The sequence below is a fragment of the Dyella caseinilytica genome, from assembly GCF_016865235.1.
Taxonomy (GTDB): Bacteria; Pseudomonadota; Gammaproteobacteria; order Xanthomonadales; family Rhodanobacteraceae; genus Dyella_B; species Dyella_B caseinilytica.
Genome location: NZ_CP064030.1, coordinates 190,810 through 209,052 on the forward strand (window position 1 = coordinate 190,810; position 18,243 = coordinate 209,052).

Below are 18,243 nucleotides of genomic sequence, written 5' to 3' on the forward strand. Positions count from 1 at the left end.
GAATCGAGTACAGCCGTGTCTCTCTTTGCATCCGTTGAAATGACCCCGGGCGATCCGATCCTGGGACTCACCGAAGCTTTTGTGGCCGACGCCCGTCCTGGCAAGGTCAATCTGGGTGTGGGCATTTACTACGATGAAAGCGGTCGCATTCCCTTGCTGCGCGCTGTGCGCGAAGTCGAGGAAGCGCTGGCGCGCGAAGCCAAACCGCGCGGCTACCTGCCGATCGACGGTCTGCCGGCGTACACGCAAGCCACGCAGAAGCTGGTGTTCGGCCCCGACTCGCCGTTGCTGGCCGCTGGCCGCGTTGCCACCTCGCAGACGGTAGGCGGCAGCGGCGCGTTGCGCGTTGGCGCGGATTTGCTGCGCAAGGCATTACCGAACGCCAAGGTGGCGATCAGCAGCCCAAGCTGGGAAAACCATCGCGTCGTGTTCAATGCTGCCGGTTTCGAGGTCGTAGATTACGCCTACTACGACGCTGCTACGCATGGCCTGGATTTTGCCGGCATGCTGGCCGATCTCGGCAAGCTGGAACCCGGCACAGTGGTGCTGCTGCACGCCTGCTGCCACAACCCGACCGGCGTGGATCTCTCCGTCGAGCAGTGGAAGCAGGTCGTGGCGCTGGTGAAGGATCGCGGATTGCTGCCCTTTATCGACATGGCTTACCAGGGATTCGACAAGGGCATCGATGCCGATGCCGCTGCGGTGCGCCTGTTTGCCGAATCGGGCATCGAATCTTTCGTGGTCGCCAACTCGTACTCCAAGTCGTTCTCGCTTTATGGCGAGCGTGTGGGTGCGTTGTCGATCGTCGGCGCCAACCGCGAAGAAGCGCAGCGTGTGCAATCGCTGGTCAAGCGCATCATCCGCTCCATCTATTCCAGTCCGTCGACGCACGGCGGCGCGCTTGTCGCTGGTGTGCTCAACAGCGTGGAATTGCGGGCAGTGTGGGAGCAGGAACTCACCGAGATGCGCGAACGCATTCATGCCATGCGCGCAGGCATGGTGCAGGGACTTGCTGCACAGGGCGCGGCGCAGTTCAGCTTCATCCAGAAGCAGGCGGGCATGTTCTCGTATTCCGGACTGAGCAAGGCGCAGGTGGATCGTCTGCGCGAAGAGCACGCGATCTACGCCATCGGTACCGGGCGCATCTGCGTGGCAGCGCTCAATCGCGGTAACCTCGACAACGTGGTGGCTGCTGTCGCGGCTGTCATTCGCTAAAGAGAACGTCATTACACCGTCGCCCCGGCGTAGGCCGGGGCCCAGCGCCTTCTGTGTGCCAAGTCGCTGGATAACCCGTTTGGTAGTTATAAAGCGCGTCCGCTTTGTCGGGACGATGTCTATTCGCGAACCGGATCTTTCATGTTCTTCCGCAACCTCACGCTATTTCGCTTTTCTCCCTCTGTCGCCGAAGATCTGAAACGCCTCGAAGAGGCGCTAGGTGAGCATCGCCTGCGCCCTTGTGGTCCGCTGGAAATGGGCACTCGCGGTTTCGTGCCACCTGTCGGGCGCGGCGACGATGCGGCCATGACGCACGTCGTGAATGCCTGCACGTTGATGACAGTCGGTGGCGAGGAAAAGCTGTTGCCGGCCGCGGTCGTCAATGACGAACTGCAACGCAAGGTGCAGAAGATCGCCGAAGAAGAAGGGCGCAAGGTGGGCGGTCGCGAACGCAAGCGCATCAAGGAAGATGTGCTGACCGAATTGCTGCCACGTGCCTTCGTGCGCAGCTCCCGTATGTCCACCTATGTCGATCGCAAGAACGGCTGGCTGGTGCTCGATACCTCAAGCCGCAAATCGGCAGAAAATGCGCTGACCCAGGTGCGCGAGGCGCTCGGTAGTTTTCCTGCCGTGCCGCTGGCGCCGGAAGAAGGTCCGCGCGTGCTGATGACCGACTGGCTGGCCGGCGGTAATCTGCCCGGCGGTTTGGCGCTGGGCGATGAATGCGAACTGCGCGATCCCGCTACGGCCACAGGCGCGATTGCGCGCTGCCGCCGCCAGGATCTGGATGCTGAGGAAGTGAAAGAACATCTGCGCAATGGCAAGCAGGTGTTTCAGCTTGGACTGGTATTCGACGACCGCATCAGCTTTGTGCTGGGCGAGGATCTGGTCGTGCGTAAGCTGAAATTCCTCGATGCGGTGCTCGATGAACTGGGCGACAGCCAGCAGGATGCTGCCGCTGAAATGGATGCCCGTTTTGCACTGCTGACACTGGAACTGGAGCGTTTGCTGGGCAAGCTGGAAGAGTGGTTCGGGCTGCCCCGCCCGGAATGATCTGCCTTTATCCCTCCCCCGGTACCCTGGGGAGGGGGGGTAAAACGGCCAGATCTACCCGGTCAGCCGTCCCACTCCGCCTGAGATTCGCGCTAGACCGGGCTTCCCGCAGGGGCGACAAAAAAGCCCTTGCGCCAGCCCCCGCCACCCCACATTCTCACTGCAGCCAGGGGCCCTTCCGGCCCCCCGGCAGCAGTTCTGAAGGCAGGATCATGGCGTACCTCGACGGCGATTGGCTGGAGCTGGCGACACCCAGCGGCAATACGATACGTGTGCTCAAAGCTTCGCATCCTCGCGCGAGGCGATTGCGTTTGACCGTGTCGCCCAAGGGCGCGCGGATCACCTATCCGCAGGGTACGCATCCCTCGCAAGTGAATGCGTTTCTTCGTCATAACGCCGACTGGCTCGAGAAGAAGCTCGATGAACTGAACCTCGTCGTCGAGCCCTTGCCGCCTTTGCGCGTCGGCAACCCCATCGATTTCCCGTTGCGCGGCGAAACCACCCTGCTGGAGTGGGCTGAAGGTCCCTATCCGCGCGTCGTGGCGTATGAGGGTGGCCTTACGCTGGAAATTCCGCGTCCGCATAGCCGTGCACTCCCTGTTGCGCGTGGCTTGCTAGCTTCTTATTTCGAAAATCAGATTCGCCGCGACGTGTCACGCTGGCTTGCCGGTTATGTGCCACAGCTGGGACTTGCGCCGACCGCGCTGCGCATCCGCCCGATGAAAAGTCTCTGGGGTAGCCTCGACACACGCGATCGCATCAATCTCGATCTCGCATTGGCATTGGCACCGCCGGCTGCGCTGCGTTATGTACTCGCGCACGAGCTTTGCCATCTGAAAGTACGCAACCACTCGCCACGTTTCTGGGCACATGTGGAATCGATCTTCCCTGACTGGCGCGAGCAGCGCGATTGGTTGCGCCAGAATGGCGCGACGCTGAAAGCGGAGTTGGACAGACTGATTGCCGACGTAGCGGACTGACGTCTGTTGCAGGCGTAAGTCGAGCGTCACGTCAGCAGGGTTAAACTGCCTCCCACAGCGAAAGAGACTGACGATCATGATGTCGTTCGGTAGCTTGTTCGGCGGAGTTTGGCTGCTTTGGCTGGCCTATTGGGGCATCAGCGCTATCGGCGTGAAGCCGGCTATCCGTGTTGAATCCAGCGCATCCCGCCTTGGCAAGTACGTCTTGCCGATTCTCGTGGCAGTGGTTCTATTGTGGGATTCTCGGGGCTTGTTGCGCGGAACCTTTCTTGCCGAGCGCTTTGTGCCAGCAGAACTCTGGATCGTGTGGTTTGGGGTTTTTCCTGACCGTGGCAGGTCTCGTTTTCACCTGCTGGGCGCGCGTGATTCTTGGACGCAACTGGAGCGGCGTCGTGCAGCTCAAGCAGGATCACGAGCTGATTGTGCGCGGTCCTTACAGCATCGTTCGCCATCCCATCTATACAGGGTTGTTGCTGGCCTTCCTGGGGAGTGCGCTTGCTGTGGGCGAGTGGCGAGCTTTGCTTGCCGCGTTCATCGTCGGCATTTCGTTCTGGCGCAAGCTGCGGCTGGAAGAAAGTTGGCTATGCGAGCTGTTTGGTGATCAGTATCGCGACTACATGGCGCGTGTGAAAGCGCTCATACCCTGGGTGCTGTGACGCGCTTCAGGCCTGGCGGGGCCCAGGCCATTCCAGACGCGCAGCCGGATCTTCGATCGTCATGCTGGCGCCCTGGGTCGCGCGAACGGGAACGGTCGCCGGATCAAAATCCTTCAGGCAAAACACGTTGATGCCGAAATGATCGGGCATCGATCGCTTGCGATGAAACACGTAAATGCCGCAATGACGGCAGAAATAATGCTTGGCGCGACGCGTGTTCCATTGATAGAGCGTCAATGCTTCTTCGCCCTGTCGAATCGTCAGTGCCTGCTCGGGCACTTTCAGCATGAGTGCGTTGCGCATTTTGCAGAGCGAGCAGTCACACGTCGTCAGTTCGGTGACTGCTGCTTGCACATCGAATCGCACGGTGCCGCAATGGCAGGATCCCTCCAGCGAGCGCACGTTTTCATCCTGCGGTTGCGGCATGCGCTCGTGCCTGTCAGTGCTGCAGGATGAAGCTGGTCAGGATCTGTGAAAACTCCTGCGGCTTTTCCATCTGTGGCATGTGATTGCATCCGTTCAGGATACTGGTGCTGATCGCGGGCGCATGAGTGAGGCCGCTGCGCAGACTGTCCATCGCAGAAATATCGATGATCTTGTCATCGTGGCACCACAGACCAAGGGTCGGCATGGTCAGTTTGTCCAGGCGATCCTGCAGCGCCGTTTCTTGCGATGGTTCGCGCAATTCATTGAAGGTGTTTTCGATAAAGGCGCGGTTCTTGATGTTGTCCTGCACGAACACATCGATGAAACGTCCCGGGATATTCGGTACGTGTTCGAAAGCCAGCGCCGTGGCGCGCTCGAAGCCGGCGCGATCGTCAAAGATAAACGGATCCTTTCCGGCTAGCGCTTCTTTGGCGAAGGCGTTCTCCTTGAATTTCAGGCCGAACGAATCGACCAGGGCCAGCTCGGCGACATCCTGCGGATGATCGGCGGCATACACGCCGGCAATGGCGCCGCCCATGGAGTGGCCCACGATCAACGCATGTTGCAAATGCAGGGTTTGCACAAAATCGTTCAGGCGCGCAGCCTGATTGTCGATGTTGTAGCTGGCGCCGGGAATACGCGAGGACTCGCCCCAGCCCGGCAGATCCGGAATCACCACGCGAAAATGCGCGGTAAGCATGGGCGCGACTTTCAGCCACACCTCTTTGCTCGCCGCAAAGCCGTGCAGCAAGACGATGGTGGGGCCCTGGCCGCCTTCGTAATACACCCAATTGGTGTCACCGGCCTGCACGGACTGCTTTTGCAGTCCTGCGCTCATCGCTTCGCGCATGGCGTTGGCCTTGAGCAGCCAGCGCGGTGCGAACAGGTAGCTGCCGCCGAGCAGTACGACCAGCAAGGCGGCGACGATGCCCAGGAATTTCAGGCGTCGGATCAGCAGGCGCTGCCAGAGCGGGCGGGCATTGATATTTGCGGGTGTACTCATTTCTGTGATTCTCAGTAGGCCGTGTTTTTGCGTTTTGCCTAAAACGGTGCCGATGCGTCATCCCGGCCCAAGCCGGGATGACGAACATCGTCGTGTTCATGCAACGACATGAATCGTACTTACTGTTTGCTGGCTTTGGCTTTGGCAAACAACGTTTCGACCGCTTGCTGTGTCAGTGGGTGATAGCCATCTTTCGCTTTGGCATAGACCTGCTCGGCAAAAGCGAGACCGTCTGGCGTCTTCGCCAGCGCAGCGTAGATCGGCATGGTCAGATACATACGGCCGATGCGCGTCATATGCTCAGCTGCAGCTGGCCACGCCGACTTGTCACCTGCGTTGATCGCATGCACGTACCAGCGCATGCCGATTTCCGCATTCGGTGTGCCGGTCAGATGCCAGGCAGCGTCGATCTGCTGCATCTTGGCGAGCGGCGGCGCGTCCGGCAGGCCGTCGAGGAAATACATCCATTCCTGCGTGTTCCAACCCTTGGCATCCAGCTTGTCGGCGGTCAGCGTGCCAGCGAGGAACGCGCTGCGTTCCTTGTCGATGGTGGCAAAGTTCGGCGAATCAGGGATTGGCGCATCTTTAGGAACGCCGGTGCCGTAGATCCAGTCTTGCACTTCGCCCCAGCTCATCTTGCCGGGGTACTTATCGATCAGGTTCGGCTTCATGAAAGTGAGCATCTGTTCCGTGGTGATGCTCTGGAAGGCGAAGTGATTGAAGTAGCTCTTCAGGTAATTGTCGAAGGTTTCGCGGCCAAAGCGCTGTTCCAGCGTGCGCAGGAACCAGGAGCCTTTGCTGTAGGCGACATCGGAGAGTGCATCATCTGCATCGATGTTGCTCGGTTTTGGCGCCAGTCGCTGCGCATTTTCCGGCAGGCTCGGCAGTTCCTTTTGCAGGGACTGGATAGAGAGCAAGTCTTCTTCTGTGGCCTGGCGCGTGCCGTACAGTGCTTCGGTGATGCGGCCTTGCACGTAGGTGGTCACACCTTCGTTGAGCCAGATGTCTCGCCATGATGCAGCCGTCACCAGATTGCCCGACCAGGAATGCGCAAGCTCATGCGCTACCAGTGAGACCAGGCTCTTGTCGCCTACCAGCACAGTCGGTGTGGCGAAGGTCATGTTGGGATTTTCCATGCCGCCATACGGAAAGCTCGGCGGTAGCACCAGAATGTCGTAGCGGCCCCAGCGGTACGGACCGTACAACTTTTCTGCGGTCTGGATCATCTTTTCGGTGTCTTCGAACTCGTGCGCTGCCTTGCCGACGACCGACGGCTCCGCATAGACCGCCGAGCGCGGACCGGTTTCCTTCACGGCAAGATCGCCCGCGGCGATGGCTAGCAGATACGAGGGAATCGGATGCGTCTGGGTGAAGCTGAAGTCCCCGTTCAACGGATGCTTCGGATCATTCGGCGCGCTCATTGCCACGCGCGTATCCGTGGGCGCGGTGACCTGCGCGTCATAGGTGAAGCGGATCGCGGGTGAATCCTGAAGCGGCACCCACGAACGTGCGTGGATGGATTCGGATTGCGAGAACATGAAAGGCTGTTTCTTATCCGCCGTCTGGGCTGGCGGCAACCACTGCAAACCTGTCGCCGCTGGCGACGTGGTGTAGAGGACGCGCACCTCGTGCGGGTGCTGCGGTGTCTGGATCGTCAGTTTGCTGCCGAGCTGTTTGTCGCGCGCCGCCAGTGCGTACTGCAGTGGTGCTGTCTTGCCGTTGGTGTCCACGGATTCGACGCTGGCGATGTTCAAATCGCGCGTATCCAGAATCAACGCGTTGGCCTTGGGATCCTTCCAATCCAGTGTCAGCGTGGCTTGGCCATCGAGCTGGCGCTGCGGGAAATCGATCTTCAGCTTCAGGTCCAGATGGGTGACGCGCACCTCATCGGGCTGGGCATAGGAGTAAGGATCGTTGGCGTGGGCGGCCAGGGGCAGCACCAGCGCACCAAAGGCCAGGGTACGAAGCGGGGACATCTTGCGGCTTCCAGTGGGACTCGAGAGCGGCGAGTATGCCACTCCGAGCCCTTTCCCTGCCTATGGCGGGGGTTGGTTTTATCCCAATTCGCCGCTGCTGAACGGGTCGTCCGAATAGGTGTGCGTGGAGGGCAAATGGCCGGGTTGAGCCCGAACCCGCTCGATCCAGGCCCGGAAGTTCGGAAAGGGTTCCAGCGAGAACCCCGCCTCTTCGGCGTGGCTGGCGTAGGCGAACAGGGCAATGTCGGCAATGCTGTAGCCGTGATCGGTCAAGAACGTGCGGCCTGCCAATTCGCGGTCCAGTGTTTGCAAAGTTTGCAGCCCGCTTTTGCGTTTCATCTCCACCAGTACCGGCGCGCGGCGCTCCAGCTTGCCAGTGAGCGTCCAATAGCGAAGCGAGCCGATTACCGATTCAACGCGTTCCTGTTCGAAACTCAGCCATTGCTGCACTTTCGCGCGGCCGAACACGTCATCGGGAAGATAGGGCGTATCGGTAGCGAGAAAAAACAGAATCGCGCTCGACTCGGACAGCGTGCGGCCATCTTCGAGTTGAATCGCCGGCACCGTACCGGTCGGGCTGATGCGCAAATAACCCTCGGAGCGACCTTCGCCCTCGAAGATGCTGACGTTCACAGTGTGATAGGGCTTTTGCAGATGCTGAAGCAGCTGGCGGACTTTCCAGGCATTCTCGGAAGCAGGGTAATCGAACAAGGTAAGCATGGATCAAATCCCGATGCAGTAAGAGCGTGCAATTTTCTGCAGATGTCCGATGACTCGCTATCCGATTTTTGCTTGGTGCTCAGCAATACCGATCCGCCAACTGATCCGTCGCTTGCACCAGAGCATCTACGATCGCTGGCTCCGACGCCGCATGTCCTGCCAGCACGATATGCAGATCAGCCTCCGGCCATACGGCGGCCAGATCGCAGGCATTTTTCGCTGGGCAGATGATGTCGTAGCGGCCATGCACGATCGTGGTAGGAATGTGGCGGAGCTTTTCTACGTCACGCAGCAGTTGGCCGGGTTCGAGAAACGCGTGGTTGCGGAAGTAATGCGCTTCGATGCGCGCAAGGCTCAGGGCGACGTCCGGTGACGCAAAGCTGGCTTCGGTTTCCGGGCTTTCTTCCAAAGTAATGCCGCCGCCTTCCCATGCGCCCCACGCCTTGGCAGCGGCGAGCCGGATGGCTTCGTCCTCGCTGGTCAGTCGCTTCCAATAGGCGTCGAGCATGTTGCCGCGTTCCTCCGGTGGAATGGCCGAGGCGTAACGCTGCCACTTCTCCGGCAGGATCCATGATGCGCCGCCTTCTTCGTAGTACCAGCGGATTTCTTCCGGGCGGCACAGGAAGATGCCGCGCAATACCAGTCCAAGCACGCGTTCCGGATGCTTCTGCGCGTAGGCCAGGGCCAGTGTGGAGCCCCATGAGCCGCCGAAGACGACCCAGCGCTCGATGCCGCATTGCTCGCGGATCGCTTCGATATCGGCCACCAGATGCCAGGTGGTGTTGTCGGTGAGATCGGCAAATGGCGTGGAGCGTCCGGCGCCGCGCTGGTCGAACAGCACGATGCGGTAGCGCGCCGGATCGAAGAATCGCCGGTGATACGGTGACAGGCCGGCGCCAGGCCCTCCATGCAGGAAAATCACCGGCAGGCCATCGGGATTGCCGCATTCTTCGACATACAGCGTATGGCCGCCGTCCACCGTCATGCTGTAACTGCGATAGGGTTCAATCTCGGGGTACATCGTGCGCATGGTTTAATAATCCGTTATGACGCAGTGCCGGGGATGGTGGCTTGCAGGCGTAGAACTGACGTGAAGCTTACTGTTTTGCCTAACGCCAACCAAACGCGAAAAGTGTTCATCGCGCATTAGCCCAAACGCAACAGGGGCGTAGGCATACTGCAGTCGCATCCAGCGCCGACAAGGCGAAACGGAACATCGCGCCTCGTGCGGCCCGGAAACAGGGTGCAGGCCGCGCATGGCAAAAAGGTGGAAAGCCGGAAGGTTTTCCGTGACAGATATCGCGAAGGAGTGGCTCCAGTGGGCAAGCAACATTATCTCGGCGCGGCGATCGCTGCAGGCATGCTGATCGTTGCCGGTTGCAATCAGCAGCCGGCGCAGAATCAGGCTAATGCACCGGCATCATCGGCCAGCGCCGCCGGCCAGCAGCAAGCCGCTGCCTATACGCCGCCGACGGCAGATCAGCTCTACCAAATGGTCGCGCCCATTGCGCTGTTCCCGGACAAGCTCGTCGCGCAGGTGCTGGCCGGTTCGACTTATCCGGATCAGGTCACCACAGCGGAAAATCTGCTGACGCAGAATCCCAATCTGAAAGGCGATCTGCTGCAGGCGGCGGTCACTCCGGAAAGTTGGGATCCCAGCGTGAAGGGGTTGACCCAGTTCCCCACGGTGCTGAGCCAGATGGCGCAGAACATTCAATGGACGACAGCGCTGGGTGAGGCGTACGTCAACGATCCCACCGACGTGCTCAACGCTATCCAAGTGATGCGGCAGCGTGCACGCGCGCAGGGCAATCTGCAGAGCTCGGCCCAACAGGCAGTGAGCGTGCAGCCGGTGCAGCAAGTGCAGCAGAGCGAGCAGCAGGCGGGTTATGTCGTCAACAGTGACGCGCCGCCGGTGTATTCGGGTCCGGATGTGGTGCCACCGCCGCAACAGGTCATCCAGATCGAACCGGCGGATCAGGATACGGTTTACGTACCCAGCTATAACCCGCAGGTCGTCTATGGCGGCGATATGCCGGTTTATCCCAGCTATCAATACGTGCAGCCAACCTACTCGGTTGGTGAAGTGGCAACCGTGGGTGCGGTGGTGTTTGGCGCTGCCATCGTGGTGGGAGCGTTGTTCGACCACGGCGGCGGCGGGGGCGGTGGCTGGCATTCGTGGGGCATGAACTGGGGTGGCGGTTATAACGGCGGTGGTGGCGGCTACAACGGCGGCGGCTACGGTGGTGGCGGTGGCGGTTGGCATCGCCCGGCAGTCGTCTATAACAACCAGACCTATGTGTCGCGTTCGACCACGGTGATCAATCGTTATACGAACATCACCAACAACAACATCACCAATAACCGCTACAACAACATCAATAACAGCACGGTCAACAACAATCGCACCATCAACAATAACAACGTTACCAACAACACGACGAACAACATCAACAACAACCACAATCAGTTCAATCGCAACGTCACGAACAATGTGACGAACAACAACCATCCGGCCGCGCAATCGATGAGCATGCCGAACTTCGCGCGTGCGGGTTATCCGGCGGCGCAGGCGCCGCATGCCGCCGCCGCGGCGGCACCGGAGCAACATGCACCGGCGCGGTTTGCGGAAGCGCAGCATCCGGCGGGGGAAGCACAACGTCCGGCCGCCGCTCATCCGCAGCCAGCTGAAGCGGCGCAACGTCCGGCTTTCGCGCCGCGTCCGCAGGAGGCCGCGCGCCAGCCAGCACCGCAAGCCCGTCCGGCACCGCAAGCACAAGCAGCGCATCCGCAACCGGCGCAGCAGCGTCCGCAGGAGCGCCCGCAGGTGCAGGAGCGTCCACAGCAGGCGCCTCATCCTGCGCCACAGGCTCAGCCACGTCCGCAACCGGCGCCGCGTCCGGCGCCTGCCCAGGAAGTGCATCGTCCGGCCCCGCCGCCGGCTCAGCACGCTGCGCCGCCACACCCGCAGCCGCAGGCTCATCCGGCTCCGCATCAGCCGCCGCCGAAGAAGAAGGACGATTCGCACAACTGACGTACCGCACCTACCCCCTGCTCAAGCAGGGGGTAGGTGTTTATGGAACAATGATGCCCTTCAATCTTGCGATAACGTCCGCGCCGCGTCCCACATGGTGCGGGTGATCGAGCGATTCGCATGCGGTGTCTGCAGCACGATCAGTGTGGTCGTACTGATGCTGGGATGGATTTTGAGCAGGCGGTCGAGCACGGTTTCCAGATGCGTGATCGACATGGCCACCACGCGCAACAGCGCGGAATCTTCGCCGGCGAGGCGACGGCAATCCAACACCTCCGGCACGTTCTCGACGATCTTGCCAATACGTGCGCAGATGCCGCCATCGCAGCGCAAGCGCACCATCGCATCGATGCCATAGCCGAGCCGCTTGGGCTCGACCACGGCGCGATAGCCGGTGATCACACCGGCTTCCTCCAATCGTTTCACACGCTCGGCCACGGCCGGGGCGGACAGGCGCACCTTGCGGCCCAGCTCGGCGTAACCCAGCCGGGCGTCGCGTTGCAGGGCTTCCAATAGTTGCCAATCCTTGGCGTCCCAATCGGGTTTCGATTCGTAGGTCATAGGCATCAATTGATATTTTGATCGATGGCGAAACATGCAGGTTGGCTTTGGTGCCATTATTCCTCGGTAATGAGCGCAAGGCTAGGATTTGCACATTCCTTCCCCGCGGAATCGATCCATGGACACCACGGAGCGCCTCGACGGGCGCGCGTTGATTTACATCGGTATAGCGCTGGTCACCTGGTCATCGGCGTATGCCGCCATCGCTTACGCCCTGGCGTCATTCACGCCGGGACAGGTGGCTTTGGCGCGATTGGCCATCGGCTCGCTCTGTTTCGCTTTGCTGCTTTGGGCCAGGCGCGTGCCGCTGCCGCGCCGGAGCGACTGGCTGCAACTGACAGCGCTGGGCGTGTTCGGTCTGACGGTCTATCACCTTTGCCTTAACTACGCGGAGACACGCATCGCCAGCGGTACAGCGGCGATCCTGATCGCGCTGGTACCAGCTGCCACGGCGACCCTTTCGGCGCTGTGGATCGGTGAGCGGATCAGTGCGCGTCGCGTGCTGGGGTTGGGTGTGGCGCTGTTCGGCGTCGTGCTGGTGGTGCTGGCCAGCGGCAAGCAGGTGAAGTTCCAGCCGATGGCTGCGCTGGTGTTGGTAAGCGTGATTGCTTCGTCGGTTTTCTTCGTCGGACAGAAACCGTTTTTTGTTCGCAACAACATGGTCGGTGTGACGGCCTTCGGCTTTTTTGCCGGAACGTTGGGCGCGGTACCGTTCGGGCTTGGCTTGCCGCATGCACTCGTACTTGCGCCGTGGTCGCATATCGCGGCGCTGCTGTGGCTGGGGATTGCGCCGACTTTCGTCGGCTATCTGGCCTGGAATGCAGCGCTGCATCGTGCCTCGGCATCGCAGGTTTCAAGTTTCATTTACTTCTCGCCGCCGATAGCCGTGTTTATCGGCTGGATCTGGCTGGGCGAGCAACCGGGATGGTTGACGCTCGTCGGTGGTGTGATCACCGTGGGCGGCGTGGCGCTGGCCAATGCGAAACGTCAGGCGCCTGCTGTGGCAGCACCTGTTGCGCCTGCTTCCATCAAGCAGAGCGGATGCTGATAGTGAACGTATGACTGCGGTTCAACACGTCGAGGGGATGTCATGTATACGCTCTACATCGCCAACAAGAATTATTCTTCGTGGTCCTTGCGCCCATGGGTGCTGTTGACACAGCTGGGCATCCCGTTCGAGGAAAAGCTTACGCCTTTTCTCGGTACGTCATCCAGCTGGACGGCATTCCGCACTTTTTCACCGACTGGCAAAGTGCCATGTCTGCGCGATGGTGACCTCACGGTGTGGGATTCGCTGGCGATCGCCGAATATGTCGCCGAACGTCATCACAGCGTATGGCCAGCCGATCCGCGCGCACGCGCATGGGCGCGCAGTGCGGCAGCTGAAATGCATTCCGGTTTCGAGGCATTGCGTTCCCATTGCCCCATGAATTGCGGTATTCGCCTGCAACTGAATACGCATCCTGCTGCGCTCACGCGTGACCTCTCGCGCCTGCAGGAGTTGTGGAGCGAAGGCTTGAGCCAACTTGGCGGCCCTTATCTCGCAGGCGCGGCATTCAGCGCCGTGGATGCGTTCTATGCGCCTGTCGTGTTCCGCATCCAAAGCTATCAATTGCCGATCGATGAGCGCGCGCGAAACTATGTACAGCGCATGCTGGCGCTACCGGCCATGCAGCGCTGGTACGAGGCCGCACTGCAAGAAACGTGGCGCGATCCGGATCATGAAGAAGAAACGCTGCGCCAAGGAACATTGCTGCAGGATTTGCGCGCGGCTTGATATTTGCGGGATGTATCGCCTGTTATAGCAACGTCGTTGCCCCCTTCTGAACAAAGGCGTGACCATGCGAATGGCCGGCGTTACATCCTGAGGTCTGCAAATCAGAGTTTGTAGGCGCGATGGATCGCGACGATCCCGTTGCTGAGATTGCGCACTTCCACGCGGCCAAAACCTGCCTGTTCCATCATGCCCTTGAGCGTTTCCTGATCCGGATGCTTGCGGATCGATTCGGCCAGATACTGGTAGCTGTCCGCATCGCGTGCAAACAGACGGCCGAGCTTGGGTAGTACCTGGAAGGAATGGAAGTCGTAGAGCTTGCTGAAGAGCTCGCTCTGTACTTTGGAGAATTCCAGCACCAAGGCGCGGCCACCGGGCTTGAGCACGCGGCAGATATCGGCCAGTGCCTTGTCCTTGTCGGTAACATTACGCAGGCCGAACGCCATGGTCACGGCATCGAAGGTGTTGTCCGGGAACGGCAGCACTTCGGCGTTCATCTGTGCCCAGCGCAGACCGGACACCAGGCCGCGGTCGGTGAGCCGATCGCGGCCCACAGTGAGCATGGCGGCGTTGATGTCACCCACCACGACATCGCCTTCGTCGCCGACGACGGGCTTGATCAGCGCGGCGATATCGCCGGTGCCGCCGGCCAGATCGAGCACGCGATCGCCACGGCGGATGCCACTGATCGCCACGAAATGGCGCTTCCACAACCGATGGATGCCGAGCGACATCAGGTCGTTCATCAGGTCGTAGTTGCGGGCGACCGAGGTGAATACCTGGCCGACCAACTTTTGCTTATCCGCCACCGGGACGTCGCGGAATCCGAAATGGGTAGTGGGCTGCTCGCTCATGCGCGCATGGTACAGGATGAGGAGGGGTGATAAGGCAAATTTATCTGTTATATACGCAGTACGAAGTGGCCTGATGGCCTTGAGCGGCGTAGCCTTCCCGATGACGCAATTCGCGCGTTGTTCGGTGAGACGGAAAGCATGAAACGTTTGGTCCTGTTGTTGTCCTGTGCCGGCCTGCTTGCCTGCGGCGCTGCCGCGGCGCAGAACGCCCCGCAAGTGATCACCGCCGCCGGTGCCTACCATCCGCTGCCCCATGCGGCTTATCAGCCGGATCGGAACGCGACGTACAAGGTGGTGTTTGCGCTGACCAAGGCGGCTGACAAGCCGGATCAAGTCAATCCAGGCATCGAACGTGTGGCGCGCACAGTGAACCTGTATGTCGCGGCTGGTGTTCCTCTTGGTCACCTGAAATTTGTCGCGGTGGCCTATGGTCCGGCGACCGGCCTGGTGCTGGATGACGAGCACTATCAGGCCCAATTCGGCACCAGCAATCCCAACTTGGCGGTGATCAGCCAGCTGCGCAAGGCGGGCGTCGATGTGGCTGTGTGCGGTCAGGCCATGGCCGAGCATCACTACCCGAATGACTGGGCAGCCAAGGACGTTACCTTGAGCCTGTCCGCGCTCACCACGATTACCGAGTTGGAACAGCAGGGCTATGCCCTGATGCCGCTGTAAGACCAAGGAGCCTGTATGTTGCCATCGCCGAATCGCCGCCGGTTGAGCGCGTTGCTCGCCGGGATGTTTGCTGTTGTCTGCAGCGTGGCCAGTGCTGCGCAAACGGACTATCTGCCGCCCTGGAATCCGCCGCCGGCAGGTGGCGTGTCATTCGCGGTGCCGCCATTCGATGCGATTGCCGATTTGCATGGCGACATTGTCGATCCGCAACTGACGGTGTTCTTCGCCGGCAACCAGTTCATGGTGGTGCACGATCTGGTGGAAGCCTTCAAGCAGCGCTATCCGCAGTATCAACGGATCTATGTGGAAACGTTGCCGCCTGGCATTCTCGCCAAGCAGATTGAAACCGGTTCGCTGGTGATGGGCAATCTGCGTATTGCGCTGAAGCCGGACATCTTCACCAATGGCAAAGGTTCGATCGCTGATCTGCAAAAGCAGCATGGTTGGTTTGCCGATACGGCAGACTACGCGCGCAATCCGTTGGCGATCATGGTGGCGAAGGGCAATCCCAAGCACATCGAGGGGTTGAAGGATCTCGGGCGTGGCGATGTGCGCGTCAGCATGCCCAATCCGCAGTGGGAAGGCATCGCCAAGCAAATCGAGGCGAGCTATCGCAAGGCGGGTGGCGATGCGTTAGATCACACGATCATGGATAGCAAGGTAAAAGACGGCAGCACCTATCTCACCCGCATCCATCATCGCGAATCCCCGTTACGGGTGTTGCAGGGCGAATCCGATGCAGCACCGGTATGGTCGACGGAAGCGTATTTCCAGCAGGAGATTTTGCATCGTCCCGTAGAGACCGTTGCCATACCCGCGGATCAGAACGTTACGGCAACCTATACCGCAGCCCGCATGAAAGATGCGCCGCATGCGCAGGCTGCGAAAGACTTCCTCGCTTTCATGACGTCTTCCGAGGCGCAGGCTATTTATCGCAAATACGGCTTCCAGCCACCGCAGCCATGAACATGCTGCGCATCGCAGGACTCATGTTTTGCGCGCTCTGGGTGAGCTGTACGCTGGCCGACACGCCTGATGGCGCCACGATTGCGCAGCAGGGCAACGGACATGGCGCGGCACCTTGCATGGCTTGCCACAGCGCTGATGGTGGCGGACAGGCCGCGGCGGGTTTTCCGCGCCTGGCCGGCTTGCCGGAAGCGTATCTGCGCAAGCAACTGGAAGACTTCGCCAACGGCACACGCGTCAATGCCACCATGCAACCGGTGGTCAGCGCGTTGAGCGATGCTGATCGCGATGCGGTCGCGCTGTACTACGGCAAGTTGCCGGTGCCTGCGCCAGCACCGGTGCCTCCACTCAGAGACGACGTAGCAAAGCTCGGCCAGGAGCTGGCGACGCGTGGACGCTGGTCAGACACATTGCCCGCTTGCGAGCAATGTCACGGTCCCGGAGGCATCGGTGTCGGCGATCATTTTCCGCCATTGGCAGGACAGTCATCGGTGTACATCAGCAACGAACTGCAAGCCTGGAAGCAGGGATCGCGGCACAACGATCCGCTGCAACTGATGCAGCACGTTGCAGCAACATTGAACGATAAGGATATCGAAGCCATCAGCGCGTGGTACGCGGCACAACCGGTCACGCCGCCGAAGGAGCAGCAGCCATGAAACCAAAGTTCTTGATCCTGATGGTGTCGGCCAGCCTGCTTGCAGCCTGCGATCACTCCACGCCGCAGGCTTCCGCGCCTGCAACCCAAGAACCGGCACATGCTGCCTCATCCGCAAAAGCAGAAGCCCGCTTCGAGCCTCCTGCCGAATCCACCATTCCGAATGACGATTTTGGCAAACAGATAGCACTTGGCCGGCAGATCTTCATGGATCCTGGCACCTACGCCAAAGCCTACGTTGGCAATCAGCTCAGCTGCGAAAACTGCCACCTCGACGCCGGACGCCTCGCGCACTCCGCTCCTCTATGGGGCGCGTATCCCATGTACCCGGCCTACCGCAGCAAAAACCATCACGTAAACACGTTCGCCGAACGCTTGCAGGGCTGTTTCAACTACAGCATGAACGGCAAGGCACCGCCGCTTGGCGATCCGGTGCTGGTTGCGCTGGAAAGCTATGCCTATTGGATGTCGAAGGGCGAACCGATCGGGACGTCGTTGCCGGGTCGCGGTTATCCCAAACTGGCAAAGCCTGCACAGGCTCCGGATTACGCGCGAGGTGAAACCGTCTACAAACGCGATTGCGCGTTATGTCATGGCGACGATGGACAGGGGCAGCAAGCTGCCAGCCGCACGGTATTCCCGCCGTTGTGGGGGCCGCAGTCTTTCAACTGGGGCGCCGGCATGGAACAAATCACCAACGCTGCCGGTTTCATCAAGGCCAACATGCCACTTGGACGAGGCAATACGCTCACTGATCAAGATGCATGGGATGTGGCGTACTTCATGGATGCCCACGAGCGGCCACAAGATCCCCGCTACAAAGATTCGGTAGCGGCTACGCGCGAGGCCTATCACGACACGCCCGATTCCTTGTACGGCGTTACGGTAAACGGGCATGTCCTGGGGCAGGGAATCAGTACGCATTGAGCACATGGCTTCCGCAAATTATTGCGACAGCGCACTGTGTGAGATTCAAGAACTTGCTGTTACTTTGTGGCCCGAAATGACATAGCATCATTTCGGTAACAGGGGGCTTAAAACGGCGCAATAAGACGCCGTTTCGCATAAACAGGGAGGCAGTGTGTCAGGCAATCTGACGCACTGTTTGCAACAAATTCCGTCGATTGGGGCGACTGGAAACCTTACAAGCGAGTAGCACCTGCGAGGCGGGGTGGATGTGCGTGTGCATCCGTCCCATTTGAGGTTTATCAGGGATCGACGGATCGATGAAAATTCTTCCGCAGTCGCTTTGCACGAACATGGCATGCATCGGCATGCTCCTTCGACCGACATTTGCGTGCGCCCATTGGATTAATCCTGCGCAGCGAATGCGTCCTTGATGTAACTCCCCGATTTCCATTCATGGCGCATCTGGCATGCGCCGCATCTTCCTGTGCGAATTCAATTGAACAAATGGAGTTGCATCCATGCATAAGGTCAGTCGTCGAAACGTGTTGGCAGTTTGTTTGGGAATCGCGTTAACCACTTCACTGACGGCATGTGGTGGTGGAGGGGGTGGTGGCAACAGCAATGTAAAGCCCACGGTCACTACGCCTTCACCGACTCCTGCGCCGACTCCTGCACCGGCGCCGGCTCCCACCCCAGCCCCAGCTCCTCCATCAGGGCCGGCACCTACGACACTTACGGGCAGTCCCACGCCGCTCTCCACGCCGGCCATTCTCGGCTACAACC

18 protein-coding genes and 1 pseudogene are annotated in these 18,243 nt (G+C 60.2%); 12 read left to right on the plus strand and 7 right to left on the minus strand.

Features of this window, described 5'->3' with window-relative positions:
* Nucleotides 1–15 precede the first annotated feature (15 nt).
* The 4 genes from ISN74_RS00840 (at nt 16) to ISN74_RS21045 (ending at nt 3,904) form a co-directional block, all read left to right on the plus strand.
* Nucleotides 16–1,215, plus strand: coding sequence for an amino acid aminotransferase (locus tag ISN74_RS00840; RefSeq protein ID WP_188796454.1), 1,200 nt, complete (start codon nt 16–18; stop codon nt 1,213–1,215).
* A gap of 141 nt (nt 1,216–1,356) precedes the next feature.
* Nucleotides 1,357–2,268 carry a recombination-associated protein RdgC gene (locus ISN74_RS00845; protein ID WP_188796456.1) on the plus strand — a complete coding sequence of 304 codons (912 nt, stop codon included), beginning with the start codon at nt 1,357–1,359 and terminating at the stop codon, nt 2,266–2,268.
* A gap of 212 nt (nt 2,269–2,480) precedes the next feature.
* Nucleotides 2,481–3,248, plus strand: coding sequence for a M48 family metallopeptidase (locus ISN74_RS00850; protein WP_229678921.1), 768 nt, complete (start codon nt 2,481–2,483; stop codon nt 3,246–3,248).
* 329 nt (nt 3,249–3,577) lie between these two features.
* Nucleotides 3,578–3,904, plus strand: coding sequence for a methyltransferase family protein (locus ISN74_RS21045; RefSeq protein ID WP_229678922.1), 327 nt, complete (start codon nt 3,578–3,580; stop codon nt 3,902–3,904).
* Nucleotides 3,905–3,910: 6 nt separating this feature from the next.
* Here ISN74_RS21045 and ISN74_RS00860 read toward each other — a convergent pair whose 3' ends face one another.
* The 5 genes from ISN74_RS00860 to pip form a co-directional block, all read right to left on the minus strand.
* Nucleotides 3,911–4,330, minus strand: coding sequence for a GFA family protein (locus ISN74_RS00860; protein WP_188796458.1), 420 nt, complete (start codon nt 4,328–4,330; stop codon nt 3,911–3,913).
* Between the two features lie 13 nt (nt 4,331–4,343).
* Nucleotides 4,344–5,333, minus strand: coding sequence for an alpha/beta fold hydrolase (locus ISN74_RS00865; protein ID WP_229678923.1), 990 nt, complete (start codon nt 5,331–5,333; stop codon nt 4,344–4,346).
* 119 nt (nt 5,334–5,452) lie between these two features.
* Nucleotides 5,453–7,309: a M1 family metallopeptidase gene (locus ISN74_RS00870; RefSeq protein ID WP_188796460.1), complete on the minus strand. Its 1,857-nt coding sequence runs from the start codon at nt 7,307–7,309 to the stop codon at nt 5,453–5,455.
* A 78-nt stretch (nt 7,310–7,387) separates the two neighbouring features.
* Nucleotides 7,388–8,029, minus strand: coding sequence for a glutathione S-transferase family protein (locus ISN74_RS00875; RefSeq protein WP_188796462.1), 642 nt, complete (start codon nt 8,027–8,029; stop codon nt 7,388–7,390).
* A 79-nt stretch (nt 8,030–8,108) separates the two neighbouring features.
* On the minus strand, nt 8,109–9,059 hold the full coding sequence (gene pip / locus ISN74_RS00880) for a prolyl aminopeptidase (RefSeq protein ID WP_188796464.1): 951 nt from the start codon (nt 9,057–9,059) through the stop codon (nt 8,109–8,111).
* 288 nt (nt 9,060–9,347) lie between these two features.
* Here pip and ISN74_RS00885 point away from each other — a divergent pair, with 288 nt between their 5' ends.
* Entirely contained in the window at nt 9,348–11,063 is a 1,716-nt protein-coding gene (locus ISN74_RS00885) for a DUF3300 domain-containing protein (RefSeq protein WP_203546679.1), read from the plus strand.
* Nucleotides 11,064–11,123: 60 nt separating this feature from the next.
* Here ISN74_RS00885 and ISN74_RS00890 read toward each other — a convergent pair whose 3' ends face one another.
* Entirely contained in the window at nt 11,124–11,624 is a 501-nt protein-coding gene (locus ISN74_RS00890; RefSeq protein ID WP_188796466.1) for an Lrp/AsnC family transcriptional regulator, read from the minus strand.
* A gap of 118 nt (nt 11,625–11,742) precedes the next feature.
* Here ISN74_RS00890 and ISN74_RS00895 point away from each other — a divergent pair, with 118 nt between their 5' ends.
* Both ISN74_RS00895 and ISN74_RS00900 read left to right on the plus strand, forming a co-directional pair.
* The gene (locus tag ISN74_RS00895) at nt 11,743–12,672 is read left to right on the plus strand and encodes a DMT family transporter (RefSeq protein ID WP_188796468.1); all 930 of its coding nucleotides are present in this window, start codon (nt 11,743–11,745) and stop codon (nt 12,670–12,672) included.
* 42 nt (nt 12,673–12,714) lie between these two features.
* Nucleotides 12,715–13,401 (plus strand): glutathione S-transferase family protein, encoded by a 687-nt coding sequence (locus tag ISN74_RS00900; protein WP_188796470.1) that lies wholly within the window; start codon nt 12,715–12,717, stop codon nt 13,399–13,401.
* A gap of 101 nt (nt 13,402–13,502) precedes the next feature.
* Here ISN74_RS00900 and ubiE read toward each other — a convergent pair whose 3' ends face one another.
* The gene (ubiE, locus tag ISN74_RS00905; RefSeq protein WP_188796472.1) at nt 13,503–14,252 is read right to left on the minus strand and encodes a bifunctional demethylmenaquinone methyltransferase/2-methoxy-6-polyprenyl-1,4-benzoquinol methylase UbiE; all 750 of its coding nucleotides are present in this window, start codon (nt 14,250–14,252) and stop codon (nt 13,503–13,505) included.
* Nucleotides 14,253–14,390: 138 nt separating this feature from the next.
* Between ubiE and ISN74_RS00910 the strand changes: the two genes are divergently transcribed.
* From ISN74_RS00910 to ISN74_RS21310, 5 genes and pseudogenes are all read left to right on the plus strand, one after another.
* The gene (locus ISN74_RS00910; protein WP_188796474.1) at nt 14,391–14,927 is read left to right on the plus strand and encodes a DsrE family protein; all 537 of its coding nucleotides are present in this window, start codon (nt 14,391–14,393) and stop codon (nt 14,925–14,927) included.
* Nucleotides 14,928–14,942: 15 nt separating this feature from the next.
* Nucleotides 14,943–15,893 (plus strand): substrate-binding domain-containing protein, encoded by a 951-nt coding sequence (locus ISN74_RS00915; protein WP_188796476.1) that lies wholly within the window; start codon nt 14,943–14,945, stop codon nt 15,891–15,893.
* A gap of 2 nt (nt 15,894–15,895) precedes the next feature.
* Nucleotides 15,896–16,552: a c-type cytochrome gene (locus ISN74_RS00920; RefSeq protein WP_229678924.1), complete on the plus strand. Its 657-nt coding sequence runs from the start codon at nt 15,896–15,898 to the stop codon at nt 16,550–16,552.
* Nucleotides 16,549–17,478 (plus strand): c-type cytochrome, encoded by a 930-nt coding sequence (locus ISN74_RS00925; protein WP_188796479.1) that lies wholly within the window; start codon nt 16,549–16,551, stop codon nt 17,476–17,478. The genes ISN74_RS00920 and ISN74_RS00925 overlap by 4 nt, the downstream gene beginning before the upstream one ends.
* A 500-nt stretch (nt 17,479–17,978) precedes the next feature.
* A pseudogene (locus ISN74_RS21310) lies at nt 17,979–18,221 on the plus strand (hypothetical protein); the annotation flags it as partial.
* Between the last annotated feature and the right edge of the window lie 22 nt (nt 18,222–18,243).